9 protein-coding genes are annotated in these 16,587 nt (G+C 45.3%); all 9 read left to right on the forward strand.

Annotated elements, in window-relative coordinates; all coding sequences use genetic code 11:
- Positions 1-485 precede the first annotated feature (485 nt).
- Entirely contained in the window at positions 486-2,867 is a 2,382-nt protein-coding gene (locus VLX91_05375) for an ABC transporter permease (protein HUI29625.1), read from the forward strand.
- A gap of 70 nt (positions 2,868-2,937) precedes the next feature.
- A complete protein-coding gene (locus VLX91_05380; protein HUI29626.1) occupies positions 2,938-3,171 on the forward strand; it encodes a hypothetical protein in 234 nt (77 codons plus the stop codon).
- 87 nt (positions 3,172-3,258) lie between these two features.
- Entirely contained in the window at positions 3,259-5,625 is a 2,367-nt protein-coding gene (locus VLX91_05385; GenBank protein ID HUI29627.1) for an ABC transporter permease, read from the forward strand.
- 107 nt (positions 5,626-5,732) lie between these two features.
- On the forward strand, positions 5,733-8,093 hold the full coding sequence (locus VLX91_05390; protein HUI29628.1) for an ABC transporter permease: 2,361 nt from the start codon (positions 5,733-5,735) through the stop codon (positions 8,091-8,093).
- Positions 8,094-8,174: 81 nt separating this feature from the next.
- Positions 8,175-10,589, forward strand: a complete 2,415-nt coding sequence (locus tag VLX91_05395; protein ID HUI29629.1) for an ABC transporter permease — start codon at positions 8,175-8,177, stop codon at positions 10,587-10,589.
- Positions 10,590-10,738: 149 nt separating this feature from the next.
- The gene (locus VLX91_05400) at positions 10,739-11,425 is read left to right on the forward strand and encodes a nitroreductase family protein (protein ID HUI29630.1); all 687 of its coding nucleotides are present in this window, start codon (positions 10,739-10,741) and stop codon (positions 11,423-11,425) included.
- A gap of 174 nt (positions 11,426-11,599) precedes the next feature.
- A complete protein-coding gene (locus VLX91_05405; GenBank protein HUI29631.1) occupies positions 11,600-13,618 on the forward strand; it encodes a hypothetical protein in 2,019 nt (672 codons plus the stop codon).
- A 96-nt stretch (positions 13,619-13,714) separates the two neighbouring features.
- The gene (locus tag VLX91_05410) at positions 13,715-16,105 is read left to right on the forward strand and encodes an ABC transporter permease (GenBank protein HUI29632.1); all 2,391 of its coding nucleotides are present in this window, start codon (positions 13,715-13,717) and stop codon (positions 16,103-16,105) included.
- Between the two features lie 24 nt (positions 16,106-16,129).
- Positions 16,130-16,579 (forward strand): DUF2141 domain-containing protein, encoded by a 450-nt coding sequence (locus VLX91_05415; GenBank protein ID HUI29633.1) that lies wholly within the window; start codon positions 16,130-16,132, stop codon positions 16,577-16,579.
- Positions 16,580-16,587: the final 8 nt, after the last annotated feature.

Below are 16,587 nucleotides of genomic sequence, written 5' to 3' on the forward strand. Positions count from 1 at the left end.
AGATGCTTCAAAATGGTCTGGAAGAGTACGACAAATCATGGGAATTGATCCAGATATTTAGCCCGAAGGAGAACTCGAAATTCATACAGGTACTTTATAGGCAGAGACAATCGTCGAGTCTCAACGATGAACTATCGGCCGAGGCTTACTGATGACAACCCACTTTTGCATCGTGGAACACGGCGTGACGTATGGTCCTAGGAAGTTTGATCGAAAAGACGGGAGCCCGAAAGTGATTGTTCAACTTTCTCAGTGGTTGTGGCCTCGCATCCATGGCTGTGCGGAAATGAACACTCTCGTCCGAAATCGAACGTTCAAAAAATCGTCAAATACTGGAAAGGCTTGAAAGAGGCGATTGTAGAACAGTTCTGACGGTATGTTTCTTGTACTTCATGGAATTGATCGGTTGAGACAAGTTTGTTAGTAACCCGTGAACGTGTAGAAACGGTCATTGCCGATTAGTAAATGAGAATTGGAGGAATAGTATGCTGAAGAATTATTTTAAAATCGCCTTTAGAAATCTTTCACGTCACAAAGCATTTTCATTTATCAACATTGTCGGCTTAGCGGCGGGGATGGCATGTACCATATTGATTCTTCTGTGGGCGCAGGATGAATTGAGCTACGATAAGTTTTTCAAGGACTCCGATCGTATCTATCTTGTGCTTCGAGGCGACCGTGCCGGGATGACGGCGGTTTCGTCCAAAATGCTCGCACCCGCGTTGAAGGAAGAATTACCCGAGATAAGGAAATCAACGAGTTTCATGCAGCTTCCGGCGGGTTTTGAATTTCTGATTCAGAACGGCGACAAAGGCTTTGAAGAGAACGTCTCCTTCGCGAGTTCTAATTTCTTCGACTTTTTTTCTCTGAAGCTCAAGGAAGGGAATCCGTCCACAGCGCTTTCAGATCCGAACTCGATTGTCCTCGACGAGGAAATGGCGAAAAAATATTTTGGGGCTGAAGATGCCGTTGGTCAGTCGCTATATGCTTCCGCTTTTGGGCACAAGACCATGATGAAGGTGACCGGAGTTCTCGCAAAGATCCCACTGCAGTCGCAGATTCGGACTCAGATTATTCTGTCTGAAGGCTGGTTTAAGACTATCGGGATCGACTTCGATTCTTGGTACGACGAGTCTCATTACACCTACATTGAGACCAAAGGCGACTTTGACTTTCAGACCCTCTCATCAAAGATCAGACAATGCGAAATAAGACACTTTCCAAACCAGAACACGGAAAACCTGAGCTACTCACTCCTTCCGCTCACAAAAGTTCATTTGTTCGGCGGCAACGTCAAGTTTCTTCAGGGTACGGGAGACATTGAGTATGTCCGGATATTCGTCGCTATAGCGATCGTCATTCTCCTGATAGCAAGTATCAACTATATGAATTTGTCCACCGCACTCTCTTTGAAGAGAAGGAAGGAAATAGCCGTCAAGAAAACAATTGGAGCAAGCAGAAGAAAATTGGTGGTTCAATTCCTGGGAGAGAGCCTGATTGTTTCTTCCCTTGCATTCGTCGTGGCAGTTCTCTTCGTTGAGTTGTTCCTGCCGGAGTTCAATGCGTTGTCAGGAAAAAGATTAACGATCATGTATCTGGATCCGTCGTTCATCCTGCTGTCGTTGGGAGTTATAATCGTCACCGGTCTCGCGTCGGGGTTCTATCCTGCTCTTTTGCTTTCTTCATTCAGTCCGATCCAGGTCTTGCGAAAACGTCTGACGCTTAAGCCCGGCAGTCTGTTTGCGCGATCAGGTCTTGTCATTTTTCAATTTGCAGCTTCCATCGCCATGATCCTGTGCACGATCGTCGTTTCCAATCAGATGTCTTTTGTCATGAACAGCAATCTCGGTTTTGACAAAGAGAATTTGATATGCGTTCGACTGACGGCTGACGCAAACAAGAATTTTGAGTCAATGAAGAATGAACTGGAGACAAATCCTCAGGTCATTGCAGTGTCACGATCTGAGCCAGTCAGCAGCTCAATAACGAGGACCGAGGGCATTTCATGGGAAGGGAAGCCGGCGAATGAGCAGGTACATTTCTGGGTGCTCCATTCCGATTGCAATCTGGCTGCCACTTATGAATTCCAGGTGGTTCAGGGAAGATTTTTTTCGAAAGAGTACCCGACCGACAGAACAGAAGCATATGTAATCAACGAGGCGGCAGCGAAGACGATGGGATTCAGTTCTCCGCTCAACAGGGAAGTCTACTTGTGGGGTAAGCGAGGCAGGATTGTGGGTGTGGTGAAGGATTTCCACTTCGCCTCTTTCCATACGGCGATCGAGCCTCTGATTTTCAACATTCCCGACAGCAATGATGAGGGTGGCCGCTACCGGGTCATGTCTATTCGGATCAAGCCCGGAAATCCGCAGGATGTTATTTCCTCCATCAACACGACATGGCATGCGGCGATGCCTGGTGTTCCGCTCGATTACTATTTCTATAATGATTTGCTGAACAATCAATATTTTTCCGAAATGCGGATGCGTACCATCTTCCAGTACTTTTCATTCGTGTCCATAATGATCGCATGTCTTGGATTGTTCGGTCTCGCATCAATTTCCGCGGAACAGAGGACGAAAGAAGTTGGCATTCGCAAAGTGTTGGGTGCATCTATGTCTAACATTGTGTCTGCTCTTTCACGGGACTTCCTGGCATGGGTCGTTCTGTCAAACGTCGTTTCGATTCCGATAGCGTGGTACTTCATGAGCAGGTGGCTAGAGGAATTTGCCTACAGGATATCATTGAGTTGGTGGATGTTCATTGGTGCCAGCGGCATTGCACTTTTCATTGCATCACTGACCGTGGGCGTTCAAGCGGTCAAAGCAGCGACGGCAAATCCGGTTGAGGCGCTACGTTATGAGTAGCGCCGAAATCCCGCCTCCGCGGGATGAAAAGTCTACGGAATGAATGCCAAAGGGAGACGAGTGAGATAAGATGAAAGAAGTCAGTATTCCGCTTCCCGATTTTGTCGACAAGCAAATTGCCGAAATAGAAGTAAAAATTAACGGCAAGAAGAGACAGTACAACTTCCGTGTCGAAGCGTTCCGCTGGGAGCCGGATGACAACGAGTGGACGGTCGATGAAAAAATAAAATTACTTCAGAGCGAGCTGGCAAATTATGACAAGTCATGGGAATTGATTCAGATATTCAAGCCGAAGGAGAACTAGAAATTCATACAGGTGCTCTACAGGCAGAAGCAGTCGGCCAACGCCATCAGCGAGTGATTATTGTTAATTGAAAACTGGAGAAAGGGTATGCTGAAAAATTATTTCAAGATAGCTTTCAGAAACATTCGCAGGCACAAGACCTATTCTATTCTCAATCTGACCGGGTTAGGAGTAGGAATGGCATGTGCGATACTAATTATGTTATGGATCGGACATGAGTTGAGTTACGACAGATTCCATGCGAACGCCGCCCAAATATATCGAGTGGTCGGCAACGATGCGATTGTTAAGAAGATCGCTGTGACCTGTGGTCCGTTGGCAGAAACTCTCAAGAACGATTATCCCGATATTGTCAACTCAACGAGATACATGCCCTATTCCGGATCGCCGTTCAAGTACAAAGGTAAAACACTTAACGAAGACAAAGGCGCGTTTGCAGATCCGGCATTCCTTGAGATGTTTTCTTTCAAGTCAATCAATGGAAACCTCCTAACTGCCCTGTCAAATCCTTCCGATATTGTCATTACTCAAACCATGGCGAAGCGGTTTTTCGGTACCGAAGATCCTATCGGAAAAGCTCTCCTCGTCAATGGAAGCAGTCCCATGGTCGTATCTGCCGTGGTCGAAGATCCTCCATCAAATTCACAGCTTCAATTCAATTTTCTCATGAACATTCTGGTCTTGAAGTACATCGGATTTCCATTTGACAATTGGTCCAATGCGGGTCTCCATACGTTTGTACAGGTCAAGAAGAATACCGACATCCGGAAATTGAATGCCCAAATCGCGGATTTGATGCCGAAGCATATCCCGGGATTTGCCAGAAAATTGTTTCTCCAGCCGCTGACTGATATTCACCTGGGCGCGGATTATATCGGCGATCTTCCCGGGCTCGGCGACATGAAATACATCTATATTTTCTCGGCAATTGGATTGTTCCTTATCCTTATCGCCTGCATCAACTATATAAACCTCTCCACTGCACGTGTCCTCGACAGGTCGAGAGAAGTGGGAATGCGCAAGATAGTCGGATCGAGTAAAGCCCAGCTTATCAATTACTTTCTGATTGAATCTGGAATATATGTGCTTGTTGCCGCTCTGATTGCGCTGGCACTTGTAGAATTGTTCTTGCCGGAATTCAGCCGCCTCTCAGGCACAAATCTCGTGACCAGGTATGCGGGCGCAAACTTATGGCTCGGCCTGATTGTGACAGCTTGTATCACATGTCTTCTGGCGGGTGTCTATCCTGCGCTGCGTCTCTCATCCTTGAAGCCCATCGCCGCCCTGAAGGATCATTCAATTCCGGGACGGGGAGGCGTGCTGTCTCGGAAGACACTGGTCGTCGTTCAATTTGGGCTTTCAATAATCTTGATCGCGGGAACGGCAATCGTTTATCAACAACTCAATTACATCAGGAACAAGAAACTCGGCTTCGACAAGAGCAACATCATCTATTTTCAGGCGAAAGGAAAATTCCTCCGGAATTATGACATGATGAAGAGTGACCTTCTCAGCCATTCGTCTATCGCCGATGTCACTGCAGAAGACAAATTGCTATTGAATGCCGCCAACTCGACGGAGAATCTAGATTGGGAGGGGAAGAGCAACAAAACTTACGTCAATGCGGAATATTCTTTCGTGGATCGCAATTACTTTAAGATGCTCGACGTCAGGATGAAGGAGGGAAGAAATTTCTCTCCGAATGCAGGGGCAGATCGCGACGCTTATATCCTGAACGAAGAAGCAGTGAAACAGATGGGCATCGAGTCTCCGCTCGGCAAAAGATTTTCGCTGAACAACAAGCCCGGTGTGATAATCGGGGTTATCAAGGATGTAAATTTCAAATCTCTGCATCAAAGGATAACACCTAGTGTGTACAGTGTCCTCGGCGATTATTCCGGTCTCTCTTTTACATATAATGGTACAATTTTGGTAAAAACGGCGGCGGGGAAGAACGGCGACGCAATTGCTTCGATAAGTAAGATATGGAAAGAAGTCAACCCTGATCTCCCCTTCGAATATCATTTCCTCGATGAGTCTATCGACAAGCAGTACTTGAAGGAGAACCAGACGGGAGAAATTTTCGGCGTGTTTTCTGCGATGGCAATATTGATTTCCTGTCTCGGTCTGTATGGACTTACTTCTTACGTCACGGAAAACCGTACCAAAGAAATTGGCATACGCAAAGTTTTAGGAGCATCTGTGCTGAACATCGTGACGATGTTATACGGAGATTTTGCCAAATGGATATTGCTCTCGAATATAATCGCATGGCCGGTTGCATGGTACGCAATGAACAAGTGGCTGCAGGCTTTTGCCTATCATATAGATCTTGGTCTGTGGGTGTTCGGGTTGGCAGGAATAATTGCTCTCGTCATAGCCATCGGAACTGTGAGCGTCCGCGCCATCCGCGCTGCGACGGCAAATCCGGTTGAAAGCTTACGCTATGAGTAAGTTTGCGATCCCGACTTTGCGGGATCGAGGGTCTGAGATATGAATGAATCCAATGAACAATCATCAATGATCATTGATAATTGGAGACCGAAAACTAGAGGAAGGGTATGCTGAAGAATTATTTCAAGATTGCATTGAGGAACATTTCAAAGAACAAACTATTTTCGTTTATAAATATCGTAGGGCTTGCGATCGGGATGGCGTGTTTTATTCTCATTATGTTGTGGGTAAAGGATGAGTTGAACTACGAGCGCTATAATAAAAATGCCGATCGTATCTGCCGCGTAATTTGGGACATGGATGGTACTCAAATCTTTGCAACACCCGGTCCATTTGCCAACTGGTTGAAAGAAACCGTCCCAGGTATCCAGGAGGTAACCAGGGTGAACCATGATGGCAAAAAGCTTCAGTATAAGGACAAGCGACTTGATGCAGCTGCCCGCTATATTGAGCCGCGCTTTTTCGACATTTTCCCGTTCCAATTCATAAAGGGCGATCCTAAAGCAGCTTTAAACGATGTCGGCTCGATAGTTATTACTGAGAGTATTGCACAAACACTCTTTGGCGGGGAAGAGGCCATGGGCAAAACCATCACCCAGGCAGACGATCCACGTCCGCTAATAGTCACCGGAGTTGTGAAAGACATTCCCCGGCTTACACACGAATACATCAGGAAGACAGATTGCTTTCTTTCATTCGCACTCCTCCGGACTTCGCGGGACCCCGATAGCTGGTACGCGCCAAACGCGGACTATAAAACTTACGTCCTCTTGAACAAGGGGGCTTCTTATTCGACGGTGAGCGAAAGAATGAACGCGGAGTTCAAAATATTTCTGGATAAGTATAACCCGGCCTTAAGCAGCCATATAAAGTTTTTTCTGCAGCCGATAACTAGAACACACCTATACTCCGATTTCAAGTTTGAAAATAAGGAAGGCAATATTCAATATGTGATTTTCTTTACGCTCATCGCAGCCTTCATATTGTTCATGGCATGCATCAATTTTATGAACTTGGCGACTGCGCGTTCTATAAAACGTACCAAGGAAGTCGGGTTGCGGAAGGTCATCGGTGCAAGTCGCTCTCAACTCATAAAGCAATTTCTTGGAGAATCGATCCTCATTTCCGCCATTGCTTTTGTGGTTGCCCTGGCTATCGTCGAATTGTTTCTTCCAGCATTTAGTAATTTTACCGGCAAGCCGTTATCCCTTGACTTTTCAAACATTGAGATATTTATCGGCTTGATTTGTCTCCTCATTTTTACCGGCATCATTTCAGGAAGTTATCCTGCAATATTTCTTTCGTCCTTCACTCCGGTGAAGATTTTGAAAGGACCGGATAACGTACATTCCCGTTCATCGCTGCTCCGGCGGCTGCTCGTAATTAGCCAGTTTGCCATTTCTATCGTGCTCATTATCGGGACGATTATCATATACCAACAGCTCCATTATATGAAAAACAAGGATTTGGGATTTGACAAGGAAAATCTGATCTATCTGGAGACGGAAGATTTTTCCGGCAAATACGAAGCCATAAAAAATGAATTGCTCCAGCATCCGGAGATCATTAGCGTGGCGGCCTCAGGAGATATGCTTTTGAATATCGGTACTAATAACGTTCCTGATTGGGAAGGAATGGATAAGAATGCGAAGTGGATTAGTTTCCCAAGTCTATATGTTACCGAAGATTTTGCGCAAACGTTTAAGTTAAGAATGGCGGAGGGGAGATTCTTCTCAAAGGAGTATCCATCCGACGAGGCGGAAGGTTTTGTCATAAATGAAGCAGCCGTAAAAGCTATGCATATGCAGAATCCTGTCGGTAAACGACTGCACGCCGGTGGAAAGGAAGGCAAGATTATCGGAGTGGTAAAGAACTTTAATTTCAGGTCGCTGCGGAGTGAAGTTGAGCCCTTAATGTTATCTCTCTACGGATTTCGGCATTTGTATCTGCGCGTAAAATCCAATGATATCGGGGAGACCATTGGAATGGTGGAACAGATTTATCATAAACAATATCCTGAACACCAATTCACCGTGCATTTCTTCGATGAAGAGATTGACAAGCTGTATCAATCGGAAGGAAGAATGGAAAACATATTCGGATATTTTTCAATTCTGGCAATATTTATCGCCTGTCTCGGTTTGTTTGGGTTGGTGTCATTTGTTTCCGAGAATAAAACCAAAGAAATGGGAATCCGAAAGGTGTTGGGCGCATCTGTTGCGAATGTAGTATCGACACTCACAAAAGATTTTGTCATTTGGGCATTGTTAGCCAATACCATCGCATGGCCAATTGCGTACTTCGCTATGAATAAATGGCTGCAGGGCTTTGCTTATCGCATCGATGAAAGCCTATGGGCGTTTATTTTAGCAGGAGGACTAACTCTTTTGATCGTACTCATTACTGTGGGCTATCAGGCCATCAAAGCTGCGACGGCAAATCCGGTTGAGAGTCTACGATATGAGTAAACTTGAAATCCCGCCTTCGCAGGAGGGAGTCCATGAGATATGAGTAGGAAATACGAGGAGCACTGAAAACAGGAGAACGGTATGCTGAAAAATTATTTGAAGATGGCATTTAGGAATCTACTTAGACACAAGACCTTCTCTGTCATCAACATCGTCGGTCTTTCCATCGGTATCGCTGCATTCTTTTTGATAATTCAATACGTCACATACGAACTCAGTTATGACAGTTTCAATAAAAATGGGAATAGAATTTATCGAATAAGAGATGATCGCATTTACACCGACAAGCATGACAAGAGCGCTGGCTGTCCACCGGCACTCGGTCCGACACTCAAGAAGGAATTCCCTGAGATTCTCGAGTCTGCAAGACTGCGTGGCACAACCGTTGTGTTTGTGGACAAGGATAAAAGAATTTCCGAGAATGTGGATAAGATATACTATGCCGAACCATCTTTTCTCAGAATATTTACATTCACTATGTTGGAGGGTGACGCGCGATCTGCCCTGGAGGACCCCTATTCTGTGATTGTCTCCAAATCGGTGGCAGAAAAATACTTTGGAGATGAGAACCCCGTCGGCAAGGTAGCCACGTTGGAGGACGACTATGGAACGCATGGCTACAAAGTTACAGGGGTATTCAAAGATGTGCCGCATAATTCCCACATTAAGTTCGATATGCTGCTTTCCTATAAAACGCTTGTTGCCCAGAATAGTCAGGCCGAGTACTATTGGGGTTGGAACGCGTTTAACACCTACGTTCTGCTTTCTCCTAATACTGATGCCGCAGCGCTCCAGGCAAAATTTCCCGCGATGGTGGAGAAGTACAAAGACTACGGAGATTCCTACAAGCGCGAATATCTTCTTCAGCCATTGAAGGATATACATCTCCATTCCAACCTGCGCTTCGAACCTGAAGTAAATGGAGATGCAAGAACCGTACAGTTTTTGTCGATCATAGCGGCATTTGTTCTCATCCTTGCATGGGTGAACTATGTCAATCTATCGACTTGCAGATCGATGACTCGTGCAAGGGAAGTCGGTGTCAGGAAGGTATTGGGTTCTAATCGCTTCCAACTTGTCAAGCAATTCATGACCGAATCCATTCTGCTAAATACTATTGCGGTAGTCATGGCAGTCGGCATAGATGAGATCGCGTTGCCTTTCTTCAGCAGAATGACGGGAGACCCTCTGTCTCTTGGTTTGTTGAAGAGCAATTTGACCCTCCTCGTTTCGGTGTTTGCACTTGGAACCTTTTTGTCAGGACTTTATCCTGCATTCATACTTTCATCATTTAGTCCCCTTGCCGCTTTTAGGATCGTGCGCGGAAGGTTATCAAGAGGGATCGATTTGCGGAAAGGGCTCGTCATTTTCCAGTTTGCCATCTCTATTATCCTAATTGCATCAACCGCCATCGTGTATCGACAGGTCATGTTCATGCGCAATCAGGACTTGGGTGCAAACATAGACCAGGTGTTGGTATTGAAGGCACCAAGGATAACGGGCAACTATATTTCAAGCTGCAATAGTTTCAAAGATGCACTAATGACATTCCCTTCGGTGAGAAACGTGTCCTCGTCGTCGACCATACCGGGAAGAGATTATTCAAATTTTGCCAGTGACATACGGAGTCAAAGCAGTCAACCCGGTATGGGGACACAGGGCGTGTTCATAGATGTGGACGAGAATTATTTCAGTTTATATCAAATACCGTTGGTTGCAGGCGAGAATTTTTCCCGTGAGTCGAGGCTGAGTAGAGAAGTCATTCTGAACGAGGAGGCAGTAGAAACATACGGGTTTCAAAATCCCAAAGACGCTGTCGACAAAAACCTGGTGCTAGGTGGGATTGACGGTCGGATAGTGAAAATAATCGGCGTGACCAAAGATTACCACCAGAGATCGCTCAAGAGCGCATTGCAGCCTGTCATTTTTGATCCAATCTATGCATCGGATATCAACCTTGCGAGATATTTTTCCATCAAGGTCGCTGGTGGGAATATCAAACAGACTATGGACCAGATCAAAGCCAAGTGGGACGAGTTGTACCCGGACCAACCGTTCGAATATTATTTCCTCGACGATCTTTTCGACTCTCAGTATGAATCCGATCAACAGTTTGGGGAGGTCTTTGGTTTGTTTGCTTTTTTGGCAATCCTGATCAGCTGCATAGGGTTATTGGGAATGGCCTCCTATGCCAATGCTCAAAGGACAAAAGAAATTGGGATTCGAAAAGTGGTGGGCGCATCCATCGGAGATATCATGGTTATGCTTATCACAGACTTTGCCAAGTGGGTAATGCTGGCAAACGTTATCGCGTGGCCCGTGGCCTACTACGCGATGAAAGTGTGGCTGCAAGGATTTGCATACAAGGCTGATCTGAGTCCCTGGATATTCATCGTTTCAGGACTGATCGCTTTGATGATTTCGATGCTGACTGTCGGCTTCAATACGGTCAAAGCCGCGACGGCAAATCCGGTCGAGAGTCTGCGGTATGAGTAACGTCGACGTCCGCCCCGGCGGGATTGAGTTCTTACATTATGCATATATATGACGCTTGCGGCATGGAGAAGTCGAGATATGAGCAGGGTGGATACTATAATAGAAACATCTTCAAAACACAAAATGCGGTAGTCAAAGGAGGTATACAAATGAAATCGCTAATTCTTTTTTTCTGTATCACATCATATTCGTGTGCATTCGCTCAAACGAATTCAGATACTCCAGGCACTCGGATTAAAGTAGAGAGTCTGAAAAAGGGTGAATTAAGTATCTGGGACGTCTTTCAACAAAGGCGTTCAGTAAGAAAATATAAACCTGATCCTATCCCGCCTGAAGATATATTAAAAATAATCGATGCGGCACGCATGGCTCCTACATCGGGGAATCAGCAGCCATGGAAATTTTTGATCATAACGGATAAAAACAAGATAAATGAGATGAAGGATGCCTGCATTAAAGAGACAATAGAGTATTTAAAGAAAAACAACGAAGAGATAGACACTTCTAAAAAAGAAGAGATTACAAATGTGTTCAACGATTATTTCTCCGCCCCGGTTTATATAATTGTTTTGACGGATAATAATTCAATCTATTCATCTTATAACCACTGGGATGGACCGTTGGCTGCCGGATACCTGTTGCTTGCTGCAAGAGCTTTAGGGTATGGAACGGTCTTCATAACAGATTCGGTCCCTGAGAGTGTCACAAAAGAAGTTTTCAATATACCGGATAATTATATAAGAGTCTGTATTACTCCCGTCGGTATTCCTGTTGAATGGCCGCCGACACCTAAAAAGAAACCACTGAAAGAATTTATCATAAATGAAACCTTTTGAGGATTTATCGTTAATAGCCTTTGTTCTCAAGAAATACTTTAGACTTGAGTGTTCGGGTATCTGCAGTGTAGGGTCTCATAGCGTTTGTCATTGCACCGTTGACCGCCGGCTCACACACGATCAAGGCTGCGACGGCAAATCCCATAGAGTCATTACGTTATGAGTAGGATATAGATGGTGTTGACCTTCGACCACGATGGAGCAAAGGGCAACAGAGAAGGCTTGGATTTGCAGACGTTGGGTAATTCCAACGACATCTGCATCGATAATAGCAAACAAGGAGACAACATGAATTCTTTGTCGAAGTCAATTGTTTCGATCATTTTCCCTATTTGCTTGTGTGTAAATCTGACCCTGTTCGCTCAGTCAAGAAATATCGAGTTTGATTCCACTTCATGGAATTTTGTGAACGCTAAGGTGACGGATTTTCAAGGGAAAAGAGCAATGACAGGTGCCGCATTACTAAAAGATGTTGTTTTCACAAACGGCATCATCGAGACTGATTTGTGGGTTGATGGTTCCCGCTCATATCCGACTATTGCATTCAGATTTCAATCGATTGATGAGTACGAACATGTGTATGTCAGGCCTCATCGGGCTGGTCTGTATGACGATGCAATTCAATATGCTCCCGCGTTCAATGGCCAGGCTTGTTGGCAATTGTACTATGGAAAAGGCTGTACAGCAGGGTCGGATTTCTCGCCTCATAAATGGCTCCATCTAAAATTAGTTGTAAAAGATACGGCAGCACAATTTTTTATCGACGACATGACAAAGCCTGCTCTGGACATTAACACACTTGCTCATGGAATAAGTAGAGGAGCGATCGGATTATCGACTAACGGTTCAAATAATTACTTCTCAAATTTCAAATTGGATATCACCGATTCGGTTGAGTTGAGCATTAAAGATAGATCGATGCCTGTCATGGGAAATATCACTGACTGGGAAATCTCGAAGAGTTTCTCGAAGAAAATCATGTTCCAGACATATCCATATTTCTACAGCATCTATTATGCGGGATGGGAGAAAATAGAAGCAGAAGAAAATGGGCTTGTCAATATTTCAAGGTACAGGAGACTCGATGAAAAAAATCCACAGTTTATCTGGGCCAGGTCATACATAACCTCCGATGCTGACAGAATAATTAAAGTGGCGTTCGCATATAGTGATCAAGTCAAGGTATTCTTGAATCAAATGCCCGTATATTCCGGCGATTATGGATATCGCAGTCGAGGCAATGCCTTTACGGGGGCGCTTACGTTGAGTGATACGCTGTACCTGAATTTACGAAGAGGGCTGAACGAGATTTTTCTTTTCTCATCAGACGCTTTTGGTGGATGGGGCTTTGCCTTCGAGAGTGTCCCCGTGGTGCCGGGTGTACGTGTAAGCGACAAATATCCCGTAAAACTCTGGGAGACAGCCCAAAGTGATTTTCAGCCGGAATCGGTTCTTTACGATTCAACGGAAAACATGATATACTATTCACAATTCGACAACACTTTTTCCAGAAGGGGCGGGCCGACAGGATACATCACGAAAGTCAACATGAAGGGCGAAATCGTAAACCTGAAATGGGCCGATAGCCTTTACGCGCCCACAGGAATGTGTAAGTACAAAGACAAGATCTATGTTGCTGAGAGAAAATATTTGACGGCTATATCCGTTAAGACCGGGAAGATTATCAAACGATATCCGTTCCCTGATAACGTGGCATTCCCGAATGACGTCGATGTGGACGGTAAAGGAAATGTTTATATTACAAACTCAGCATCCGCAGATGATGCAACCGACATATACGTATTTAAAAGGAATCATATTGAAAGCTGGATGAAGTCAAAAGAATTATCGGGTCTTAACGGTATTCTCCTCAGGAGAAGTGAACTCATCGTTGGAAACCAGGGCAAAGGATTGCTGGAGGCAATAGATATTAATACGAAGACTATCAGAACGATCGCGTCGATTGGCTCCGAGGTTGTCGATGGCATTGAAATGACCGAAAAGGGTGATTATCTGGTTTCGAATTGGTACGGAAGCTTGTATAAAGTAACTGAATCAGGAGATGTCGTTGAGTTGTTAAATTCCAACGGGAAATTTAATATCGCCAATTTTGCATACATCTCGAACAAAAAGCTTTTACTTGTCCCAAATTTCTTAGGTGGAACTCTCCAGGCATACGAAATTGAGCAATGATAGTTTCCCGCTCTATCGGGATAGGATGCCGGAATCCTTCGATTCCAAATAATGAGTGACCATTGACAACCGATAATTGATAATTGGAGAAAGGGTATGCTGAAAAATTATTTTAAGATCACTATAAGAAACCTTCTCAAGCACAAGGTCTTCTCTTTGGTGAACATCCTCGGACTTGTTGCCGGGTTGACTTGCAGTTTCTTGATAATAATCTATGTCATCTACGAGTTCAGTTACGATCGTTTCAATAAGAATGCGGACAATATATACCGGCTGGGAAGGGAGTTGACGACCGCCGAGGGAACGGTTCGGGAACCTCTTTCATGTGCGCCGGCGGCACTCGCGCTGGAAAAAGATTTGCCGGGAGTCTCGAAGGTGGTACGGTTCCACAACGCCGGGAAGACAATCGTCAGATATGAAGACAAACAGTTCTACGAGGACCATGTTTATTACGCGGATTCTTCGGTGTTCGACATATTTTCTTTCCCGATGCTCAACGGCGATCCTAAAACGGCTTTACAAAAGCCATACGCGGCGGTCATTACACAAGACATGGCGGCAAAATATTTCGGCGGTGCTGATCCTGTGGGAAGAACTCTGAGGATTGACAATGACCACGACTATGTAGTAACCGGCGTAATTAAGAACATACCGGATAATTCGCACATCGAGATCAATATCCTCTTTTCCTTCCAAACGCTTGTCGCGGAAAAATATTACAATCTGGAAAATTGGCTGTCGTTTGAAAATCTGACGTATGTACTTCTGAAGGACAATGTTGACCGCAGGGAGATAGAGAAGAATTTCCCTGCACTCATCGATAAATATGTCGGCGACCAGCTCAAGGTCCAGGGGAAATCGATAAGATTCTTCCTCTTCCCGCTGACGAAAATCCATCTGTATTCCAACCTCGAAGGATATCCGCCCGGCCGCATTACTCAGGTGTACTTCTTCTTGCTCTTTGCCGTGTGCATAATCCTGATTGCGTGCCTCAACTTCATTAACCTTACTACTGCTCGCTCGACAAGTCGTGCGAAGGAAGTCGGCATAAGGAAAGTCGTTGGCGCGGGAAGGAGTAAACTAATTTTCCAATTCCTCGGTGAGGCTCTGATTCTGAGTCTGATCTCGTTTGTGGTTGCACTGGTTCTGGTCGAGCTTGCCCTCCCGGCATTCAGCACCATCATAGGGCAAAACCTGAAGTTCAGTTTTTCCGGAGAGCCGCTCCTTCTCCTCGGATTTTTCGGGCTTGCCCTGTTGGTGGGTGGAGCAGCGGGAAGTTATCCTGCGTTTTACCTCTCCAGGTTCAGGCCGGTTCAGGTAATGAAAGGGGAACTGACGGTCGGCAAAACGAAGACAAACCTTCGCAGCATATTTGTAGTCCTTCAATTCTTTACATCTACCGTATTTATTATTCAGACAATCGTTTTCGGATATCAAATAAGTTACATGCGCAACAAAGACCTTGGATTTAATAAAAACCATGTGGTCGTCCTGCCGGTTGCCGATTCGGAGGTGAGGAAATCGATCCAATCATTGAAGAAAGAGTTGAGAAATTATTCTGGCGTAATCGACGTCGGAGCCGCCTCGACTCTGCCGGGATGGAACATACCGCGGACATTTGAAGTCCCGCAAGGTTACACGAAAGAGCAAATGCAGCTCATGGACGTCCTAAATGTTGATTGCGGTTTCATTCCGACTTTGAAGATCAATCTTGCCGAAGGGAGAAATTTCTCAGAGAGCTTCCCGGCGGACACGATTGGTGCACTCATCATAAACGAGACCGCAGCAAGAAAATTCGGCTGGAGCGATCCAATCGGGAAGACCATCCGTTACAGCACGGGGGAAGGTGAATTTGCGACCGGGACAGTATGCGGAGTCGTGAAGGACTTTCATCTGGCGTCGCTGTACCGTGTCATCGAGCCGCTTTGCATAAGCGATAGGCCCGCTGAACTCAACTACATTCTCGTTCGGATATCGCCGCAGAACACCGATCGGACACTCGGCTTTATCAGCGGCAAATGGAAAGAGATTTATCCGGATCATCCTTTCGAATATTCATTCCTAGAGCAAACGTTCGATCATTACTTTCATGTCGTGGAGAAGGTACTGCAGATTTGCACCTATTTTACTCTTGTGGCGATTATCATCGCCTGCCTCGGTATTTATGCACTCGCCGCTTACGCCGCCGAACACAGGATAAAGGAAATTGGAATTCGTAAAGTGCTCGGGGCCACCACGTTCGGAATCTTCCTCAAACTGAACAAGGAGACGGCAAAGCTCGTCGTCATCTCGATAGTCCTCGCGCTAATTTTCGTCCGGCTGCCATTAATAGATCTCCACGAATTCCTTCCGTATTATGTGAAAACTGGCTTCATGGTCTATGTGGAATCTGCTTTGCTTGTGATTGTCGTTGCGATTGCCACAATCTCTTATCAATCTATAAAGACTGCCCTGGCGAATCCGGCCGGGAGTTTACGATATGAGTGAAAGAAATCTTGTCAGGAGGATATCATGAAAATATTTACTGTTCTTGTCTTCGTATTATCAGTCGTTCAACCCCGCGTTTTGTTCGCGCAGGCAAAGCAAGATTCAATCACAACCGGCAGCCTGACAATTGTCGTTCAGGGACTGCGCAGCGACAAAGGGACGGTGCAAATCGGATTGTTTAACTCGGAAGAGACATGGAAATCGGGAAAGGCGAAATTCAGAGGAGCGAAGGTCGGTATAAATGGCGGGAAAGCCATATGGGTCGTGGAAGACATTCCATACGGGATTTATGCCGTCAGACTGTTCCATGATGAGAACGGCAACGATAAGTTAGATGCGAATTTGTTTGGTATGCCATCTGAGGATTATGGTTTTTCCAACAATGCAAAAGGGATGTTCGGGCCGCCAGGATTTGACAAAGCCAAGTTCAGTTTTGACGAAGGACATAATGAGATCATAATAACCATCAGCTGAAGAGATAT

This window comes from Candidatus Acidiferrales bacterium (assembly GCA_035515795.1).
Lineage (GTDB): Bacteria > Bacteroidota > Ignavibacteria > Kryptoniales > JAKASW01 > JAKASW01.